14 protein-coding genes are annotated in these 19,121 nt (G+C 72.9%); 6 read left to right on the top strand and 8 right to left on the bottom strand.

The annotated features are described in order from the left end of the window. Nucleotides 1-87: 87 nt before the first annotated feature. The gene (locus tag BC793_RS03255; protein WP_109588992.1) at nucleotides 88-5,364 is read left to right on the top strand and encodes a DUF3320 domain-containing protein; all 5,277 of its coding nucleotides are present in this window, start codon (nucleotides 88-90) and stop codon (nucleotides 5,362-5,364) included. Here BC793_RS03255 and BC793_RS03250 read toward each other — a convergent pair. From BC793_RS03250 to BC793_RS03230, 5 genes are all read right to left on the bottom strand, one after another. Then, on the bottom strand, nucleotides 5,354-5,872 hold the full coding sequence (locus BC793_RS03250) for a DUF6879 family protein (RefSeq protein WP_109588991.1): 519 nt from the start codon (nucleotides 5,870-5,872) through the stop codon (nucleotides 5,354-5,356). The two genes, BC793_RS03255 and BC793_RS03250, sit on opposite strands and share 11 nt — an antisense overlap. 78 nt (nucleotides 5,873-5,950) lie before the next feature. Beyond that, the gene (locus BC793_RS03245; RefSeq protein ID WP_109588990.1) at nucleotides 5,951-7,441 is read right to left on the bottom strand and encodes an AMP-binding protein; all 1,491 of its coding nucleotides are present in this window, start codon (nucleotides 7,439-7,441) and stop codon (nucleotides 5,951-5,953) included. Further along, nucleotides 7,441-8,652, bottom strand: coding sequence for an acyl-CoA dehydrogenase family protein (locus tag BC793_RS03240; RefSeq protein WP_109588989.1), 1,212 nt, complete (start codon nucleotides 8,650-8,652; stop codon nucleotides 7,441-7,443). The genes BC793_RS03245 and BC793_RS03240 overlap by 1 nt, the downstream gene beginning before the upstream one ends. Before the next feature lie 341 nt (nucleotides 8,653-8,993). Continuing rightward, the gene (locus BC793_RS03235; RefSeq protein WP_249037370.1) at nucleotides 8,994-10,004 is read right to left on the bottom strand and encodes a MaoC/PaaZ C-terminal domain-containing protein; all 1,011 of its coding nucleotides are present in this window, start codon (nucleotides 10,002-10,004) and stop codon (nucleotides 8,994-8,996) included. 1 nt (nucleotide 10,005) lies between these two features. After that, the gene (locus BC793_RS03230; protein WP_109588988.1) at nucleotides 10,006-11,346 is read right to left on the bottom strand and encodes a 3-oxoacyl-ACP reductase; all 1,341 of its coding nucleotides are present in this window, start codon (nucleotides 11,344-11,346) and stop codon (nucleotides 10,006-10,008) included. 62 nt (nucleotides 11,347-11,408) lie between these two features. On the opposite strand from BC793_RS03230, the gene BC793_RS03225 reads away from it, so the two are divergent. Then, nucleotides 11,409-12,686 carry an acetyl-CoA C-acetyltransferase gene (locus tag BC793_RS03225; RefSeq protein ID WP_109588987.1) on the top strand — a complete coding sequence of 426 codons (1,278 nt, stop codon included), beginning with the start codon at nucleotides 11,409-11,411 and terminating at the stop codon, nucleotides 12,684-12,686. A 41-nt stretch (nucleotides 12,687-12,727) separates the two neighbouring features. Here BC793_RS03225 and BC793_RS03220 read toward each other — a convergent pair whose 3' ends face one another. The 3 genes from BC793_RS03220 to dhaM all read right to left on the bottom strand — a co-directional run bounded on the left by BC793_RS03220 (nucleotide 12,728) and on the right by dhaM (nucleotide 14,936). Then, nucleotides 12,728-14,092 (bottom strand): glycoside hydrolase family 10 protein, encoded by a 1,365-nt coding sequence (locus BC793_RS03220; protein WP_109588986.1) that lies wholly within the window; start codon nucleotides 14,090-14,092, stop codon nucleotides 12,728-12,730. A gap of 213 nt (nucleotides 14,093-14,305) precedes the next feature. Continuing rightward, nucleotides 14,306-14,566: an HPr family phosphocarrier protein gene (locus BC793_RS03215; RefSeq protein ID WP_109588985.1), complete on the bottom strand. Its 261-nt coding sequence runs from the start codon at nucleotides 14,564-14,566 to the stop codon at nucleotides 14,306-14,308. Continuing rightward, on the bottom strand, nucleotides 14,550-14,936 hold the full coding sequence (gene dhaM, locus BC793_RS03210) for a dihydroxyacetone kinase phosphoryl donor subunit DhaM (RefSeq protein WP_109588984.1): 387 nt from the start codon (nucleotides 14,934-14,936) through the stop codon (nucleotides 14,550-14,552). Before dhaM ends, BC793_RS03215 begins: the two co-directional genes overlap by 17 nt. Nucleotides 14,937-15,020: 84 nt before the next feature. Here dhaM and dhaK point away from each other — a divergent pair, with 84 nt between their 5' ends. The 4 genes from dhaK to BC793_RS03190 all read left to right on the top strand — a co-directional run bounded on the left by dhaK (nucleotide 15,021) and on the right by BC793_RS03190 (nucleotide 19,077). After that, nucleotides 15,021-16,019, top strand: a complete 999-nt coding sequence (gene dhaK, locus BC793_RS03205) for a dihydroxyacetone kinase subunit DhaK (RefSeq protein WP_109588983.1) — start codon at nucleotides 15,021-15,023, stop codon at nucleotides 16,017-16,019. A 1-nt stretch (nucleotide 16,020) separates the two neighbouring features. After that, on the top strand, nucleotides 16,021-16,647 hold the full coding sequence (dhaL, locus tag BC793_RS03200) for a dihydroxyacetone kinase subunit DhaL (RefSeq protein WP_109588982.1): 627 nt from the start codon (nucleotides 16,021-16,023) through the stop codon (nucleotides 16,645-16,647). A gap of 150 nt (nucleotides 16,648-16,797) precedes the next feature. Then, on the top strand, nucleotides 16,798-18,366 hold the full coding sequence (locus tag BC793_RS03195) for a methyl-accepting chemotaxis protein (RefSeq protein WP_109588981.1): 1,569 nt from the start codon (nucleotides 16,798-16,800) through the stop codon (nucleotides 18,364-18,366). Nucleotides 18,367-18,414: 48 nt separating this feature from the next. Beyond that, nucleotides 18,415-19,077, top strand: a complete 663-nt coding sequence (locus BC793_RS03190; RefSeq protein ID WP_109588980.1) for an acetoacetate decarboxylase family protein — start codon at nucleotides 18,415-18,417, stop codon at nucleotides 19,075-19,077. The last annotated feature ends 44 nt before the right edge of the window (nucleotides 19,078-19,121 follow it).

Below are 19,121 nucleotides of genomic sequence, written 5' to 3'. Positions count from 1 at the left end.
GCGTGACGGGTGATATGTCCGGCTATTGGCCTACTGTTTGCGGGCAAATAGGCAACGTGGCACCCATGGCCTTGCTGGAATGGGCACATGCGGCCCGATGATGCTGAAGGACCTGCCGACCCGGGCGACGACGTCCGGGCGGCGCTCGCGGCCTGGCGCGACGGGCTCGTCGAACCCGGCGGCGCCAACCGTCTCATCGACCTGCCGCGCGGCGGCGCCGACCTCGTCGAGATCGTCGCCCCCGATCCGGCCGGTGTCGTCGCGGCCCTGCGCCACGGCCGCGACTGCCCGTTGACCGGCGCCGGGGCGAAGAAGACCACCGGCGCCCTGCGGACCGACCTGCCCGAGGGGGTGCTCACCCCACTGCTGCGCCGCCTGCGCCGGCACGCCCAGCTGGAGCAGGCCGACCGCGGCGTCGACGTGCTCCACCTGGCCGTCGGCCTGCTGCACTGGCAGGACACCGACGGCACCGCCCATGCCAGTCCACTGCTGCTGATCCCCGTCGACCTGGTCACCCTCGGTCCCGGCGAGGTGCCGCGGCTGCGGGCCGGCGCCGGTGACCCGATCGTCAACCCGGCGCTGGCCGCCCGGCTGGGCCGGCTCGGCATCACCCTGCCCGAGGTGGACGACCTGCTGGACGGCGCGGACCTGGCCGACTTCGACGTGGCCGCGCTCACCGCCGCGATCGGTGCCGCGGTGAGCCGGCAGCCCGGCTGGCGCACCGCCGCGATCACGGTGCTGGCCCGGTTCGACCCGGCGGCCGAGGCGATCCACCGCGACCTGCTGGAGAACGAGGATCGTGTCCTGGCGCACCCGGTGGTCCGGGCGCTCTCCGAGGCCGACGGCACCCCGGGGGCGTTCGCGTTCGAACCGGCCTCCGCCGACGAGATCGACGCCCTGGCCCCGCCCGACGACGTGCCGCTGGTCCTGGACGCCGACGCCGCCCAGCGTGCCTGCGTGGCGGCCGCCTGCGAGGGGCACAGCTTCGTCGTCGACGGCCCGCCCGGTACCGGCAAGTCGCAGACCATCGCCAACATGATCGGCGCTCTCGCGCACGCCGGGAAGCGGGTCCTGTTCGTCTCCGAGAAGGCGTCCGCCCTGGACACCGTCCAGCACCGGCTGGCCGCCGCGGGACTCGGCAACTACCTGCTCGACCTGCATGGGCCCCGCGCCTCCCGTAAGCAGGTGGCCGCCACGCTCGCCGCCGCCCTCGACGCCGCCGCCCTTCCCGGGCCCGGCATGGACGCCGACGCCCGTGACCTGCTCCGGGAACGGCGGGAGCAGCTCAACGCGTACGCCCGGGCCGTGAACGAACCGCGCCCACCGCTGAGCCGCAGCCTGCAGGACATGATCGGCCGTTTCGCCGGGCTCGCTGGGGTGCCGGAGGCGCCCGCGCCCGCGCTGCACGCCGCGGCCCTGACCGACGAGGCCCTGGACCGCATCCGGGGCGCCGCTGAGCGCCTCACCCGGGCCTGGCGGCCGGCCAACGAGCGCAGCGGGTTCCGGTGGCGTGAGGTCGTCGAGCCGGAGCCGCTGGGCGAGGCGCTGCAGGAGGCCCTGCTCGCGCTGGAGAGTCTGGCCGCGGCCGCCGCCGAGAACGCGGCCGTCACCGCCGCGTTCCACCTGCGCCTGCCGACCGACGCCGCCACCCTCTCCGAGATCGCCGAGCACGCCGCGCAGCGCCCGCCCGGGGTCGCCGACCAGTGGCTGACCGCGATCAGCCTGCGCCCGGTCCGGCAGGCCGCCGAGGAGCTGGCCCAGCGTCTGGAGGTGAGCCGGCGCGCCGCGGAGGCGGTCCGGCACCGCGCCGGTGTCCCGTGGGAGGTGCTGGCCGCCCCGATGGACCTGGACGCCGTCCCCGAGACGCCGCGCCTGGAACCGCCGGCGGTCCGCACCGAGCCGCTCACCGCCGCCGAGGCCAAGGCGCTGGCCGGCCGGTTCGCCGCGGACGCCGACGAACTGGAGCACCAGCAGCGCAACCTGGACCGGGCGACCACCCGTCTCGGCCTGCCCGACGTGATCACCTTCTCCGACGTCGAGCTGGTCCACCTGATCACCGAACTGGGTGCCCGGCCCGACAAACCGGACCGGTCGTGGTTCTCGCCGGGCGCCCAGTCCGCCGTGCACACCGCCGCCGGCACGTTGCGACTGCACGTCGAGGCGGTCAGCGCCGCCCGTGCGGTGGCCCGGGAGATCTTCACCGACGCGGCGCTCTCCGCCCCCGTCGAGGAACTGGCCGAACGGTTCGCCACCGTGCACCGCGGCGCCCGCAAGCTGCTCGCCCCGCACCGCCGCGACAAGGAGACGGTCGCCGGGTTCACCCAGCCGGGGATCGGCGTCGAGGAGGCGGTCGCCGAACTCGGGCTCGCCGTCGCGTGGCGCCGCGCCCACGAGGGCCTGGTCGCCGCCGAACAGCAGCAGGCGCACATGCTCGGCCGCTACTGGAAGCGGCTCGACACCGACTTCCCGGCGATCGGCCGGGCCCTGCAGACCGTCGCCGAGGTCCTGCGGGTCACCCCGCCGGAGGCGCTCGGCCAGGTCGTCGACTACGTCTGCGCCCCGCATGTGGCCGGCGACGAGCTGCACCGGGCGGTCACCGAGGCCCGCGACGTGTTCCGGCACTGGCGGGCCACGCTGCGCCCGGAACCCGACCCGGCGGGCCGGCCCGAACTCGGCCACGGCCCGGTGCAGCACGCCATCAGCTGGATGCGCGCCCAGGTCGGGCCGCTGCGCGACACCGCCGCCCTGCTCAAGCAGCTCGGCGACGCGGTGGGCCGGGACCTCAACGTCGCCGAGGCGATCGGCGTCATCGAGGTACGCCGGGACGTGATCGAGGCCGAGCAGGCGTTCGCCGCCGCCGGCCACGGCTACGAGACCACCCTCGGACCGGTGTTCCAGGGCAAGCAGACCGATCTGCGGGCGCTGGAGGACGCGATCGAGTGGACGGCGCACGCCCGTACGCTGCGTACCGGCACCGACGCCGCACTCAACAACGAGCAGGCGCAGGCGATGACCGCCGGACGGCGGGCCCCGGACCTGACCGGCCTGCTCGAGACGTGGCAGTCGGCCCGGCAGCGGATCATCGACGCGTTCGGCCCGGCCCGTCAGGTCCGCCTCGGCACCGCGCTGGACCGCTACGAGACCGCCCGTGACCTGCTGCGTGACCTGCTCGACGACGACACCGGCCAGGGCGAGTGGTTCGAGTACCTGGCGGCCCGCGGGGTGCTCGCCGAATACGGCGTGGACAGCGTCGTCGACTACTGCGCCGACCACGCGGTGGACGTGCACCGGCTCGGCGAGGTGATCGAACGGGCCGTGTACCGCTCCTGGATCGATGCGATCCTCGCCGAGGACGAGCGCCTGCAACCGCTCGCGTCCGCCGCCCGGGACGAGCTGACCGCCGAGTTCCGCCGCCTCGACGCCGAACTGGTGCAGGACGCGGCCGGCGCCGTCATCGAGGCGCTCCACGCCCGCCGGCCGGACGCGGGCGACGGCGGCCCGGCACGGATCCGGATGGAGGGCGAGAAGAAGAACGGCCACCTCCCGGTCCGTGACCAGCTGGCCGCCGCCTGGGACACCGTCACCGTCCTCAAACCGTGCCTGGTCATGCCGCCGTCCGCGGTCAGCCGGCTGCTGCCCGGCCAGGCCGCCTTCGACGTCGTGGTGATCGACGAGGCGTCCCGGATGACCCCGGCCGCCGCGGTCGCCTGCGCCTACCGCGGCACGTCGCTGGTCATCGTCGGCGACGACGCGCAGCTGCCGCCGGCCGGCGACCAGCCGTCGGTGCTGGTGGTGGCGAACGACTGCGGCGCCTTCACCCGGCTCGGCCTGACCACCCACTACCGCAGCCGGCACGAGAGCCTGATCGCCTTCGCCAACCACGCCTTCTACCAGGACCGGCTGGTCACCTTCCCGTCCGCTCAGGAGCCGGGGCCGGACCTGGGCGTGCAGCTCTACCCGGCGACCCCGGACGACGAGGCCGGTACGGTCGCCGAGCGCGTCCTGCACCACCTCACCACCCGGCCGTCGCTGTCGCTGGGTGTCGTCACGCTGACCGCCGCGCACGCCGACGACATCGCCGACGCGGTCGAGGCCACCCTCACCGGCCGTCCCGATCTGGAGGGCTTCCTCGGCGACTTCGTGGTCGAGGGCGCCGACGCCGCCCAGGGCGACGAACGCGACGTGATCATCCTGTCCACCGGCGCCGACCTGGGCGCGGCCGGCGGGCCCACCGGCGCCCGCCGTCTCGACGTGGCGATCACCCGGGCCCGGCAGCGGGTCGAGGTGATCTCCGCGATCAGCGCCGCCGACCGTGACGAGCCCGGCGGCGAGGGCGAACGCCGGCTGGCTGCCTACCTCGACCACGTCGAATGCGGTGGCCCGACGACCGGCACACGCCCGCTGACCCCACTGGAGGAGGCCGTCCGGGCCACCCTGACCGGCTGGGGACATCAGGTGGACGGGCTGCCCATCGGCATCGGGGTACGACTCGGCGACGCGTACGTCCTCGGTGTCCGCTGCGAACCGTCGGCCGGACCGGCCCGCGACCGGGACCGCCTGCACGACCAGGTTCTCCAGGACCTCGGCTGGCGCCTGCACCGGGTGTGGAGTGTCGCCTGGCACACCGACCGGGAGACCGAGGAGGCCCGCCTGCGGGTCGCCGTCGAGAACGCCCTGGCCACCCCGGACGTCTTCGCCGACCTGCCGGAGCAGACGCTGACCGTCCGCCCGGCGCAGCGGCCCGAGTGGGCGCTGCCCTACGAGCGGGCCGAGGTGGCACCACTGCCGGCCACGACCCGGCTGGACGATGCCGCGGCCCGGCGGCTGCTCATCGACACGGTCGAGCACATCGCCGAGGTGGAGGGCCCGGTGCACGTGGCCACCCTGACCCGCCGGATCCGCGAGGCGTGGGGCCTGAGCCGCCTCACCCAGCAGCTCAAGGCCGCCATCGAGGCGGCGATCACGCAGTCCCGGGCCGGGTTCGACGGGGCGTTCGTGACCGGCCCCGACGCGCCGATCCCGGCGGTCCGGGTCCCCGCGGACGGGGTGAACCGCAAACCCGACCAGGTCGCCGAAGCCGAACTCCAGCTCGCCCTGGAGTATCTGGTGCTCGACGCCGGGCTGGTCGAGGGCGAGGACCTGCTCGCCGCGGCCGGCCGGCTCTTCGGGTGGAGCGGCAGCCGTACCGGCGCGGCCCGGCTCGCCGCGATGCTCGACGAGCTGGTGGCGGCGGGGCGGCTCATCGCCCACCGCAACGGGCTGATCGCGGCGCCCGAGAACGACCTGCTGGACCTGCCCGACCCGGCGACCCTGCCCCGCCGCGAGGAGGCCGGCGCCGGGATGCGGATCGAGGTCAACCTTTGAGGTAGTCGTCGTGCGGGATGCCGGCCGCCCACAGGGCGGTCCGGATCCGTACACAGTGCCGGACGATCGCCGGGTCCTCGGTGACCGCGCCGCCCGCCCCGGACCCGTCCGGGGCGAACAGGGTGAACACCACCCGCCGGTCGTCGAAGAGCCAGAAGTCGTCGTCGGCGACCGGAAGCCCCTCCGCGGCGGTCCGCGGCAGCCACCGGATGTCCTCGCCGGCCTCCACGTTGGCCCCGGAGATGCTCAGCAGCCAGCGCGTGTAGTCCACGTGCGGCACCGGCGCCACCCGCAGCCGGCGCACGCTGCGGCCCGACTCGGTCACCTCCCGCATCAGCTCGAGCCATGGCCGCTGCCAGGCGAAGTCGTCGGGCTCGCCGTCCAGGAACCGCTGGAACGGCACCGCCTCCTCAGGCGCGTGATAGACGTCGCGGACCTCCAGGTGGAAGGCGGTCCGCTCGAACGACCGGAACATGCCCGGAAACGCGTCGCCCGGCAGCAGCAGCATGCATCCCACCCTGACCACAATGGACGTGCCCGGTCCACTCGAAGGTCACGTTGGTGCAGGTGGGAGCAAAACTCGCGTTCAGGAGTTGCGCGGGAGATCCCGTTTCAGGACCTTGCCGGTGGCGTTGCGCGGCAGTTCGTCCAGGAACAGCACGTCACGGGGCACGCAGAACCGGGCCAGGTGCCGGCGCACGTGCTCACGAACCGCCTCGGCGTCGAGCCGCTCACCCGGGCGCAGCACCAGATGGGCGGCGAGCCGCTGGCCCCAGTCGTCGTCCGGGACGCCGACCACCGCCACCTCACGGACCTGCGGCAGCGCGGCCAGCAGGTCCTCCACCTCGGCCGGGAAGATGTTCTCCCCACCGGAGACGATCATGTCGTCGGCCCGGCCGTCGACGTAGAGCCGCCCCTCGTCGTCGAGATGGCCCAGGTCACCGGTGCAGACCTCGGTGCGCCCGGCGGTGTCCTGCCCGGTGTAGCCCTCGAACAGCATGCCGTTGCTGACGTGGATCTGGCCGTCGACGATCCGGATCCGCGTGCCGTGCGGCGGCCGGCCCGCCGTCGTGGGCGCCTCCCGCAGGTCGGCGGGGGTGGCGATGGAGACCCACGAGGCCTCGGTCGAGCCGTACAGGTTGTAGAGCACGTCGCCGTACCGGTCCATGAACCGGGTGGCGAGGCCACCGGGCAACGCCGAGCCGCTCACCGCCGCCACCCGCAGCCCGCGATAGGCGGTGGAGACGTCCATCAGATTCTGGAGCATCACCGGTACGGCCACCAGCGCCGTGACCCGGTGCTCCCCGAGATCCGCCACCAGCCCGGCCGGGTCGAAGCGCCGGCGCAGCACGATCGTCGCCCGCAACGCCAGCGCGATCTGCATGCCGGCGTAACCCCAGGTGTGGAACAGCGGCGCCGCGATCATGATCCGTTCCCCGGCGCGCAGCGGGATCCGGTCGATCACCGAGCAGAGCGGGCTGAACCCGCCGGGCGTCGGCCGTCGCGCGCCCTTCGGCACCCCGGTCGTCCCGGAAGTCAGCACGATCGTCCGGCCCGGCCGTTCCGGTGGCACCGTGAGCCCGGCCGGGGTGGCCTCGATCAGCTCGTCGACCTGTGTCCCGCCGATCCGGTGCGGGACGCCGGCGATCCGGTCGGCGAACTCGTCGTCGTGGATCAGCGCGGCCAGCCCCTGGCCCTGCACGACCTGGTCGAGCTGGTGCCCCGACAACCCGGTGTTGATCAGCACCACGTCGGCGCCCCGGGTGGCGACCCCGATCATGGCCCCCAGCATGCGGGCCGAATTGCGGCACAGCAGGCCGACCCGGTCACCGGCCCGCACCGGCAGCGCGGCGGCCAGCCGGGCCGAGCGGTCCAGCAGTTCGGCGTACGTCACCTGCCGCTCGTCGTCGATCACCGCGATCCGCCGCGGGCTGCGGGCCGCCGCCTGCCGCAACTCGCCGGCCAGCCCGAAACCCCACCGGCCCAGTGCCCCGAACTGCCGTGCCACCCGCACCGGGTCACCCGGCGTCAGCAGCCCCCGCCGCGCCATCGTCGACGCGATGAACAGGGCGTCCATCAGCGGATCTGGACGCCGGAGACGGCACGGGCGATCACCAGCCGCTGAATCTCCGAGGTGCCCTCGAAGATCGTGTAGATCTTGGCGTCCCGGTACATCCGTTCCACCGGGTGCTCCCGCAGGTAGCCGGCCCCGCCGAGGATCTGCACCGCCTTCTCGGTGACGGCGACCGCCACCTCACCGGCCTTCAACTTCGACATCGAGCCCTCACCGGCCTCGAACGGCTTCTCGTTGCGCCCCATCCACGCGGCCCGCCACACCAGCAGCCGCGCCGCGTCGATCTCGGTGCGCATGTCGGCCAGCGCGAACGCCACCGCCTGGTTCTCGATGATCGGCCGGCCGAACTGGACGCGGGTCTTCGCGTACTCCAGCGCGTACTCGTACGCCGCCCGCGCGATGCCCAGCGCCTGCGCACCGACAGCCGGCCGGGACAACTCGAACGTCCGCATCGCCGCCTGCCCCGACCGTCGCTGCCCCTCACGGGCCCGGGCCAGCCGCTTGTCCAGGGCCTCCTTGCCGCCCAGCAGACAGCTGCCGGGCACCCGCACGTCGTCGAGGAACACGTCCGCGGTGTGCGAGGCCCGCAGCCCCAGCTTCTTCAGCTTCCGCGTCGCGGCCAGGCCCTTCGTGTTCGGCGGCACCACGAACGCGGCCTGCCCCCGCGACCCGAGCGACGGGTCCACACTCGCCGTCACCACGTGGATGTTCGCGATGCCGCCGTTCGTCGCATACGCCTTCTGCCCGCTGAGCACCCACTCGTCGGTGGCCTCGTGATAGACCGCCCGCGTCCGCATCGCCGCGACATCCGAACCGGCCTCCGGCTCGGTGCTGCAGAACGCCCCCACCTTCGGGTCCGCGGCGTCACCGAAGCACTGCGGCACCCACTCCATCAGCTGATCCGGCGTCCCCGACCCGAAGATCGCCGCCACCGCGAGGGACGTCCCGGACAGCGCCATCCCGATCCCGCCGTCACCCCAGAACAGCTCCTCGTTGGCGATCGGCAGACTCAGGCCACTGGTGTCGGCCCAGGTGTTGGCCAGGAACTCGAACCCGTACAGGCCGATCTTCGCCGCCTCCTGAAGGACCGGCCAGGGAGTCTCCTCCCGCTCGTCCCACTCCGAGGCGGCCGGCCGGACCACCGACGCGGCGAACCCGTGCACCCAGTCACGCAGCTCACGTTGTTCATCATTGAGATCGAGCCAGAACTCCACGGACAGCCCCTCCGCCAGCAGGTTAACTCGCCGGTAACCTTACGAGCGCGTAACCACCCTGACAACCATCATCAATGAACAAAACCCCTCTTCTCGTACGGGCCACCCCTCCCGCCATGCCACGCCGCCCCGGGCCTACAACGCGACATCCGCGCCACTCCCGGCCGCAGCGCGCCCGCCGGGCATACGCGCCACCCACCGCCAGCCCTCCCCGGCTGGTCCCCACCGCTGCCTCAGCTCCGCCGAGCCACCGGTGACGGCCAGCTGGGTTTTTCGGGCTGGTTCCCACCGTTGTCTCAGCTGCGCTGAGGCAGCGGTGACGACCAGCTGGGTTTTCGGGGTCAGGTTGGGCCGGTGACGATGCCGGTGAGGTGGGGATGGCTGGAGGCGAGGGCGAAGGACCATCCGTCCGGGGTGGACACCGTGGTGAACGTGGCCCGGGCCGGCAGGAGCAGTGGCTTCCTGAACGTGACGTCGACCGTGTAGGCGTCCGGGAGGCGGCCTTCCAGTGCGGCCAGCGCGTGGGCCTTGGTCCACATGCCGTGGGCGATCGGCCGGGGGAAGCCGAAGAGCCTCGCGCCCAGCCGGGACGTGTGGATCGGGTTCCGGTCCCCGGAGACGGCGGCGTAGTCGGTGCCCACCCGTGCCGGTACCCGCCACTCGCTGCCCGCGCTCGAAGCGGCCGCGCCTGGACCGGCCGCGCCTGGACCGGCCGCGCCTGGACCGGCCGCGCCTGGACCGGCCGCGCCTGGACCGGCCGTGCCTGGACCGGCCGCGGCCGACGGGAGCGAGCGCGACCCGTTCGGGGAGTCCTCGCCCGTCGTCTCCGGGGCCTGGGCCGTATCCGGGGTCGTGTCAGGGGCAGGGGCCGGCTGGGGCGGGGCGAGGCGTAGGTAGGTGGAGAGGCCGCGCCACACCTCGGTGCCGTCCAGGGCCGCGGTCGCCAGGATGTCGAAGCGGCGGCCCCGCGGGTGGTCACCCAGCGCGGTGGCCCGGACCGACAGGTCCAGGGCGGCACCGGACGGGATCGGCCGGTGGACGGTGATCCGGTTGGCGATGTGCACGAGGCCGATCAGCGGCAGCGGAAAATCCGGGGCCGTCATCAGGCGCATAGCCAGCGGGAACGCGAGCACGTGCGGATAGGTCGGCGGCAGCGTGTCGGTGAGGCGGAACCCGCAGACCCGGTCGTAGGCGGCCAGGTGGGAACGGTCGACGGTGACGTCCCGCCGGCGGACCTCCACGTCGGGAAGGGCACCGCCGGACCGGGTGAATCCGGGGATCAGGCCGAGGGCGGCGCGGGCGTACGCCGCGGTGGTGCCGGGCCCGGCACTGAGCTCGACGACCGCGACCACGTCAGGCCCCCAGCAGGCTCTGACCGCAGACCCGCACCACGTTGCCGGTGACGGCGGCCGAGCCGGGGGACGCGAACCAGGCGACCGTCTCGGCGACGTCGGCCGGCAGACCGCCCTGCGACATGCTGTTGAGCCGCCGGCCGGCCTCGCGTAGCCCGAGCGGCATCTTCGCGGTCATGGCCGTCTCGATGAAGCCGGGCGCCACCGCGTTGATGGTGATGCCCCGCCCGGCGAGCACCGGAGCGTACGCCTGCACCTGCCCGATCACGCCGGCCTTGCTGGTGGCGTAGTTGGTCTGGCCGCGGTTCCCGGCGATGCCGGCGATCGACGCGACCCCGACGATCCGCCCGCCGGACGGGATCAGACCGCGTTCCAGCAGCAGGTCGTTGACGCGTTCGGGAGCGGTCAGGTTGACCCCGATCACCGAGTCCCACCGGTCGGCGGACATCCGGGCGATCGTCTTGTCGCGGGTGATGCCGGCGTTGTGCACGAGGATGTCGACCCCGGCGTGCGGTCCGGCGGCCAGGTAACCGGCGAGCCGGGCCGGCGCGTCCGGGGCGGTCAGGTCGATCTGCAGGGCCCGGCCGCGGGTCTCGTTGGCGACTCCGGCGAGCGCGTCGCCGGCGGCCGGCACGTCGAGGGCGATGACCTCGGCGCCGTCGCGGGCCAGGATCCGGGCGATGGCCGCGCCGATGCCCCGGGCCGCACCGGTGACCAGGGCGAGCTTGCCGTCGAGGGGGCGTTCCCAGTCGGCGGGCGCGGGTGCGGGCGCGGCACCGATCCGGATCACCTGACCGGAGACGTACGCCGACCGGCCGCTGAGCAGGAACCGCAGCGTCGACTCGGCACCCGCTTCGCCGCCGGGCGCCACATACACCAGCTGGGCGGTGGTGCCGCGGCCGAACTCCTTGCCGATGCTGCGGGTCAGCCCTTCCAGGCTCCGCTGCGCGATCGCCTCCTTCGGCGATGCGGTGGCCTCCGGAGGTGTCCCGAGCACGATCACCCGGCCCGACGATTGCAGAGCACGCGCGTACGGGTGGAAGAAGTCGTAGAGCTCACGAAGCTGTGGGGAGTCGACGATGCCTGTTGCGTCGAAGACGAGCGCGCTGACCCGTACCCCTTCGTCGGTCTTGTCGGTGACCTCGGCGCCTGCGGTCTCCAGCAGTTTGCGGGTCGGCTCGCCGAGCCGGCCGCCGGGGGCCGCGCCGAGCAGGACCGGCCCGGTGACCAGCGGATCGCCGGCCGTGTGGCGGCGCAGCCGGGGCGGATCAGGAAGCCCGAGGCGCTTGACCATGGTCCGGCCGAGACCGGAGTTGGCGAAGTTCGCGTACCTGTCAGCCATGCGAGTAGCCTACCGGTGAGTAACCCTGTGAACACGTGCACCTGTCGATATGGAGAGTAGTCGTGACGAACGTGCGCCGTGTGGCCGTGCTGGGCGGGAACCGCATTCCGTTCGCCCGGTCCGACAGCCGTTACGCCGAGGCGTCGAACCAGGACATGCTGACCGCGGCGCTGGACGGCCTGGTCGCGCGGTTCGGGCTGGCCGGGGAGCGGCTCGGTGAGGTGGTCGCGGGCGCCGTCCTCAAGCACTCGCGTGACTTCAATCTGACCCGCGAGGTGGTGCTCGGTTCCCGGCTCGACCCACGGACCCCGGCCTACGACATCCAGCAGGCGTGCGGCACGGGCCTGGAGGCGGCGATCCTGGTCGCCAACAAGATCGCGCTCGGGCAGATCGACGTCGGCGTGGCCGGTGGCGTGGACACCACATCGGACGCCCCGTTGCAGCTCAACGAGGACATGCGCCGGGCCCTGCTGGAACTCAACCGGGCCCGGACGCTCGGTGCCCGGCTCAAGGCCGTCGCGAAACTGCGCCCGCAGCACGCGGTCAGGCCGGAGCTGCCGCGCAACGCCGAGCCGCGGACCGGTCTGTCGATGGGGGAGCACGCGGCGATCACCGCGCTGACCTGGAACGTCGACCGGGCCGCCCAGGACGAGCTGGCCCTGACGTCGCATCAGCGGCTCGCGGCGGCGTACGACAGCGGTTTCTTCGATGATCTTCTGACGCCCTATCTGGGGCTCACCCGTGACCAGAATCTGCGCCCCGACAGCAGTCTGGAGAAGCTTTCCCGGCTCAAGCCGGTGTACGGCCGGGAGAACCCGACGATGACGGCGGGCAACTCGACGCCGCTCACCGACGGTGCCTCCGCGGTGCTGCTGGCGTCGGAGGAGTGGGCGGCGGCCCGGTCGCTGCCGGTGCTCGCGTATCTCGCCGATTCGGAGACCGCGGCGGTCGACTACGTGCACGGCGAGGAGGGGCTGCTGATGGCACCCGCCTACGCGGTGCCCCGGATGCTGGCCCGCAACGGCCTGACCCTCCAGGACTTCGACTTCTACGAGATCCACGAGGCGTTCGCGTCGCAGGTGCTGTCCACGCTGGCGGCCTGGGAGTCCCCGTCGTTCTGCAAGGAGAAGCTCGGCCTGGACGCCCCGCTCGGTGCGATCGACCGGGCGAAGCTGAACGTCAACGGCTCGTCCCTGGCGGCCGGTCACCCGTTCGCGGCGACCGGCGGCCGGATCGTCGCCACCCTGGCCAAGCTGCTGGCACAGAAGGGCTCCGGCCGTGGCCTGATCTCCATCTGCGCCGCGGGCGGCCAGGGCGTCGTGGCGATCCTGGAACGCTGAACCGGTTCCGGGGCGCGGACGGGCGCCCCGGAACCGGCGTCTCAGCGGGCGGTGCAGGTGAGGGTGCCGGACGGGGGATTGCCGGTGCCCTGGAAACCGAACGACGTGCTCGCGCCGGCGGCGACCGCGCCGTTGTAGCCGACGTTCGTGAAGGACACCGCGCCGGTGCTGCCGCTCGCGGTGGCGCTCCACGTGCTGGTCACCGCGGCGCCGGTGGGCAGGGTGACCCCGGTGGTCCAGCCGCCCAGCGCGGCCGAGCCCGCCTTCACCGTGACGGTGGCGACGAAACCACCGGTCCAGGCGTTGACCGAGACGGTCGCCGCGCATGCACCGGTGCCCTGGGACGGGCTGACCGACACCGACGGTGAGACCGAGCCGGGGTTGCTGGGCGACGGCGAGCTGGTGCCACCGCCGAGTGCGCTGAGGACGGCGGTGTACGCGGCCTTCGGGTTGCCGTTGCCGTCGAAGAGCAGGGGTGTGCCGCTGGCCCGCCACGAGTCGGTGTCGCGGATGCCCCAGACGGTGATGCCGTTGCAGCGGGCGACGGCGAGGCAGTCGCGCACCACGTTGCCGTACGTGGTGGCCTGGGTGGCACCCGAGCCCTCGATGTCGAGCTCGGTGATCTGCACGTCGACGCCGAGGGCGGCGAAGTTCTCCAGCGTGGTGCGGTAGTTGGCCGGGTAGGGCGAGCCGCTGTTGAAGTGCGACTGCAGGCCGACGCAGTCGATCGGCACGCCGCGTGCCTTGAAGTCCTTGACCATGTTGTAGACGCCCTGCGTCTTGGCCCAGCTCCAGTTGTCGGTGTTGTAGTCGTTGTAGCAGAGCTTGGCGGCCGGGTCGGCGGCGCGCGCGGTCTTGAACGCGTCCTCGATCCAGTCGTTGCCGGTGCGCTGGAGGTTGGAGTCGCGGCGGCCGCCGTTGCTGTCGTCGAACGCCTCGTTCACCACGTCCCAGGAGTGGATCTTTCCCTTGTAGTGGGTCATGACCTGGGTGATGTGGTTCTTCATGGCGTTGCGCAGGGCGGTGCCGCTCAGGCTCTGCATCCAGCCGGGCTGCTGCGAGTGCCAGGCCAGGGTGTGGCCGCGGACCTGGGCGCCGATCTCGTTGGCGCGGGTGATCAGCCGGTCGGCGGTGGTGAAGTTGAACTGGTTCTGCTGCGGTTCGAGAGCGTCGATCTTCATCTCGTTCTCGGCCGTGAGCATGTTGAACTCGCGGTTGAGGATGGTCGAGTAGGTCGAGTCGCTCAGCCTGTTGAGTGAGACCGCGGTGCCGAAGTAGCGGCCCTTCTCGGCGGCGGCCGCGCCGAGGGTGGTGGCTGCTTCGGCACTGGGGGAGAGGACGGTGAGCGCGCCGGCGGCCAGGGCGCCGCTCGTCAGGACGGTGAGGATCGCACGGGATCGTCTCATCGGGACTCCAGTCGGGGATCTGGAGGCATCGACAGGCGTCGACACCGATCGGAACGCTACCGATACATTCCGGAAACCTCAACCGGCTGAGTCGACGAAGAGCAGGCAGTTATGCTCCGAAACTTTCGGAGGCTCGAGATCGACAAAAAAATCCGGCTGGTCCTCACCGCTGTCTCGACCCCCGTGAGACAGCGGTGAGAACCAGCCGGGATCTCACTGCGCGGCGCGCAGCACCTCCGCCACCGCGCGCGCGGCGAGATCGGCGTCGTCGCCGGTGGCCCGCACGGTGACCGTGGCGCCCGCGTTCGCGCCCAGCGACATCAGGCGCAGGGCGCTGCGGGCGCTCACGGAACGCTCGCCGAGACACACCTCGACATCCGCGGTGAAGATCGACGCGGCCCGGACCGCCTCGGCGGCCGGGCGGGCGTGCAACGCCGCGGGCAGCACCACCTCGACCTCAGAACTTGGGGACATCGCGGGCCTCCCCGGCCGCCTCGGCGACGGCCGCCAGGTCGGCGCCGGTGGACGCGACGACCGCGGCGGCCACCGCCCCCTCGACGAACGGCGCGTCCACCAGCAGCCGGCCGGCCGGCAGATCGGCCAGCACCGCGCGGGCGGTCAGCACGGCGCTGCCCAGATCGGCCAGGACCAGCACCCCGGCGCCGGTGTCGGCGGCCCGGACCGCCGCCTCGATCTTGTCGGCGCTGGTGCCGAGCGAACCGTCGTCGGTGCCACCGGCCGGTTCCACCCGGACCTCCGGACCCGCGACCTGCGCGAGCAGTTCGTGCACGCCGGCGGCGAGCGTTGAGCTGTGTGACACGAGCACGATTCCCACGTACGCCATGGGTCCCGATGGTAGTCACGCCAAAGGCTTGGCCGAATCACTCAGCGCGACCATGCTGAGGGGACCGAGGCAAAGGAGCCGGCCGTGAAGAAATTCATCAACGATCCGAACGACGTGGTGGCCGAGGCGCTCGCGGGGCTCGCCGCCGCCCATCCCGAGCTGCGCGTCGACCACACCGAACAGTACGTGGCCAGGGCGGACGCCCCGCGCTCCGGCAAGGTGGCGCTGGTCTCCGGGGGTGGCTCCGGGCACGAGCCGCTGCACGGCGGGTTCGTCGGGCCCGGCATGCTCGACGCGGCCTGCCCCGGCGAGGTCTTCACGTCGCCGGTGCCCGATCAGATCCTGGCCGCGACGAAGGCGGTCGACGGCGGCGCCGGTGTGGTCCACGTGGTGAAGAACTACACCGGCGACGTGATGAACTTCCGGATGGCCGCGGAACTCGCCGCCGACGAGGGCATCACGGTGGAGACGGTGCTCGTCGACGACGACGTGGCGGTGGAGGACTCGACGTGGACCGCCGGCCGGCGCGGCACCGGCGCCACCCTGCTGGTGGAGAAGATCGCCGGGGCGCTCGCCGAGGAGGGCGGCAAACTCGGCGAGGTCGCGGCGATCGGGCGCGAGGTCAACGCCGCGTCCGCCTCGTTCGCGTACGCGCTGACGGCCGTCACCACCCCCGCGGCCGGCCGTCCCGGGTTCGACCTGCCGGACGACGAGATCGAGGCCGGCGTCGGCATCCACGGGGAACCGGGCCGCCGCCGGGAGAAGCTGCGCCCCGCCGGTGAACTGGTCCGGTCCGCGCTCGACGCGATCCTGGAGGCGAAGCCGGTCGAGTCGGGGGACCGGGTGATCGTGCTGGTCAACGGGCTCGGCGGCACCCCGCTGATCGAGCTGTACCTGGTCTACGGCGAGGTCGCCACGGTACTGGCCGCACGTGGGATCGAGATCAGCCGGCGTCTGGTCGGCAACTACGTGACGAGCCTGGACATGGCCGGGCTGTCGATCACCGTGACCCGGGTGACCGGCGAGATGGTGCGGTTGTTCGACGCGCCGGTGCGTACCCCCGGTCTACGGTGGGGCGCCTGACGTGGACGTCGCTCTCGCCACCGCCTGGCTGCGTGCCGTCGCGGAATCCGTCGACGCCGACGCCGACGAACTCACGAAACTGGACTCCGCGATCGGCGACGGTGACCACGGCGTCAACCTGCGGCGCGGGTTCACCGCGGTCGCCGCGCTGCTGGACGGCACCGCATTCACCAGTGTCGGCGACGTCTTCGTCCGGGCCGGCGGCACCCTGATCTCCAAGGTCGGCGGTGCCTCCGGCCCGCTGTACGGCAGCGCCTTCCGGGCCGTCGGCAAGGCGCTGCCCCCGGGCCCGGCGGTGACGCCGGCCGACCTGGTCACAGCCCTGCGCGCGGGCCTGGACGCGGTGTCCGCGCTGGGCGGTGCGGTGCCCGGCGACAAGACCATCGTGGACGCCTACCGGCCGGCGGTGATGGCGTTCGGGGAGGCGGTGGCCGGTGGTGCCGCCCTGCCCGAGGCGGCGGCCGGCGCGGCCCGGGCCGCCGGTGACGGGGCCCGCGCCACCGTCTCGCTGACGGCGCGTAAGGGCCGGGCCTCCTACCTGGGCGAACGCAGCGCCGGCCACCAGGATCCCGGCGCCACTTCCACCTGGCTGATCTTCCAGGCCCTGGCCGACGTGACCGCCCCCTGACGTCCCACCCGTCCCTCCCGTCAATCTGGACGAGTCGGCCCGTCAAGGTCACCCCGCGCTGGAGACTGGGGGTCGGGCGGCTCCCTCAAGCGCGGACCGGCGTTGCCGATCATGCGGTCGACGGCGAGCCGGCACGAAGAGGGGACACTGATGGGGCTGAGTAGTCTGTTCGACGACCGGTCGCTGCGGACGAAGATCGGGGCCGCCGCGTTGACCGCGACGGTCAGCGGCCTCATCGTCGGCGCGCTGGCGGTGACGACGATCCACAACCTGAACGACGAGGGCGCCGCGGCACAGCGGCAATCGCTGGCCATCGAGTCGGCGGTCGGCTCCTTCAGCACGAACATCGAGGCGTTCAGCGGCAACGTGTCCGCGATGCAGCTCTACCCGTCCATCGCCGACCGGATCAAGGAGGGCATGGCGGCGAACCAGGCCGCCGTCACCGAGGCCTTCGCGGCGCTGGACACCCACCTCCCCGGCGACGACACGGTGGCCAAGGCCAAGACCGACTGGGCCGATTACCTGGCCTTCATCAGCGCCGACCGCGGCACGGCCTCACCGGCCCAACTCGCCGACGCGCTCAAGGAGTACGACGCGCTGCGCAGCGCGCTGGCCGAAGACCAGACCGCGCTGCGGGAACGGGCGGTCCAGGTGGCCGACAAGAGCATCACCGATGCCGAGTCGGCGGGTTCCAGCGCCGCCTGGACGGTCGCGGTGGTGCTGGTCGTGGGCATGGTCCTGAGTCTGCTCATCGGCTTCCAGGTGGCCGGCCGGGTGCGCCGGACCGTGAAGGAGGTCTCCCGGATCGCCGAAGGGCTGGCCGAGGGCGACCTCACCCGTACGTCCGGGATCACCAGCCGCGACGAGATCGGCCGGATGGCCGCCGCCCTCGACCAGGGCGTGGCCCGCCTCCGCGAGGACATGGTGCAGCTCGGCGGCAGCGTCGGCACCCTCCAGGACGCGGCCGGCCGGCTCAGTTCGGTGGCCGGTGGCGTGGACGCCGCCGCCAGCGAGGCCTCGGTGCAGGCCGGCACCGTCGCGGCCGCCGCCGACACGGTGTCGCACAACCTCCAGGTGGTCTCGGCCGGCTCCCAGGAGATGGGCTCGGCGATCCGCGACATCAGCGTCTCCACGTCGGAGGCGACCGAGGTGGCCGCGCAGGCCGTCCGGGTCGCCGCCGAGACCAACGCGATCGTCGGGCGTCTCGGCGCCTCGTCCGAGGAGATCTTCACCGTCGTCAAGGTGATCACCAGCATCGCCGAGCAGACCAACCTGCTGGCCCTGAACGCGACCATCGAGGCGGCCCGCGCCGGCGAGGTGGGCAAGGGCTTCGCCGTCGTCGCCGGCGAGGTCAAGGACCTGGCCCAGGAGACGGCCAAGGCCACCGAGGACATCTCCCAGCGGGTGCAGGCCATCCAGGCCGACACCAGCGGCGCGGTCACCGCGATCGGGGAGATCACCGAGATCATCGAGCGGATCAACGGCATCCAGCTGACCATCGCCTCGGCGGTCGAGGAGCAGACCGCCACCACCGCCGAGATGAACCGCACCCTCAGCGAGGCGGCCAACGGTGCCGGCGACATCGCGATGACGATCGGCACGGTCTCCGAGGCGACCCGCCGCACCACCGACACCGTCGGCGAGACCCGCCACGCGGCCGAGGACCTCGGCCAGACCGCGGCGCAGCTGCAGGCGGTCGTCTCCCGGTTCCGATACTGAGGCATCGAGAGCGTTGAACGTACGCCCGCGGGGTGCCAGGGTGGAGTCATGTACCCGCCCGAGCCCTGGCACCTGCGCGGACAGATGTATCTGTCGGTGTTCCTGATCCCCCGCCGGGACATGCCGGCCCTGCCTCCGGTGCTCGGCGCCGCGGTGCGCCCGGTCACCGTCGGCGGCCGCGTCGCGGTCGGTGCCGCCTGGGTGTCGTACGAACCGGGCGGCGTCCTGCACTACAGGGAACTGCTCAGCGCCGTCCTGGTGCACGAGCGCGGCCGTCCACGGGTCAGCATCACCGACATCTGGGTGGACAGCGTCGCCTCCCGCGAGGGCGGCCGCAGGCTCTGGGGCATCCCCAAGGAACTCGCCGACTTCACCCTGGACGCGGAGACCGAGCCGCTCGTCGACGCCACCCTCACCGCCCCCGGCGGCGCGGCGATCGGATCGGCGCTGGTCCGGCTCAAGCGGCGGCTGCCGGGCCGGTATCCGCTCGGGTTCACGGTGGCGCAGCAGCTCGGTGAGCACGTGCGGCGCACCCCGGTCCGGGGCCGGGCGGGGCTGCGTACGGCCGCGGCGGCGTGGCGTCCCGAGCCGGACGGCCCGCTGGGCTACCTGAGCGGGCGGCGCCCGGTGCTGAGCCTGGCCGTCACCGACTTCTGGCTGACCTTCGGCCGTTCCGCCGAGGACCGCGCGAAGTCCCGTTCAGCAACCTGAAAAGCCCGGCCGGTCCCGGGAGGCCCGGCCGGTCCCATGAGGCC

This window comes from Actinoplanes xinjiangensis, from assembly GCF_003148685.1.
In the GTDB taxonomy this organism is placed as follows: domain Bacteria; phylum Actinomycetota; class Actinomycetes; order Mycobacteriales; family Micromonosporaceae; genus Actinoplanes; species Actinoplanes xinjiangensis.
The sequence above is the reverse complement of the archived record's forward strand: the minus strand, read 5'-3'. Positions and strand labels throughout refer to the sequence as shown.

Coding starts and splice junctions, on each gene's coding strand:
- BC793_RS03255 (WP_109588992.1), top strand. CDS start 88: ATGCGGCCCGATGATGCTGAAGGACCTGCCGACCCGGGCGACGACGTC.
- BC793_RS03250 (WP_109588991.1), bottom strand. CDS start 5,872: ATGCTGCTGCTGCCGGGCGACGCGTTTCCGGGCATGTTCCGGTCGTTC.
- BC793_RS03245 (WP_109588990.1), bottom strand. CDS start 7,441: ATGGACGCCCTGTTCATCGCGTCGACGATGGCGCGGCGGGGGCTGCTG.
- BC793_RS03230 (WP_109588988.1), bottom strand. CDS start 11,346: ATGGCTGACAGGTACGCGAACTTCGCCAACTCCGGTCTCGGCCGGACC.
- BC793_RS03220 (WP_109588986.1), bottom strand. CDS start 14,092: ATGAGACGATCCCGTGCGATCCTCACCGTCCTGACGAGCGGCGCCCTG.
- BC793_RS03215 (WP_109588985.1), bottom strand. CDS start 14,566: ATGTCCCCAAGTTCTGAGGTCGAGGTGGTGCTGCCCGCGGCGTTGCAC.
- dhaM (WP_109588984.1), bottom strand. CDS start 14,936: ATGGCGTACGTGGGAATCGTGCTCGTGTCACACAGCTCAACGCTCGCC.
- BC793_RS03195 (WP_109588981.1), top strand. CDS start 16,798: ATGGGGCTGAGTAGTCTGTTCGACGACCGGTCGCTGCGGACGAAGATC.
- BC793_RS03190 (WP_109588980.1), top strand. CDS start 18,415: ATGTACCCGCCCGAGCCCTGGCACCTGCGCGGACAGATGTATCTGTCG.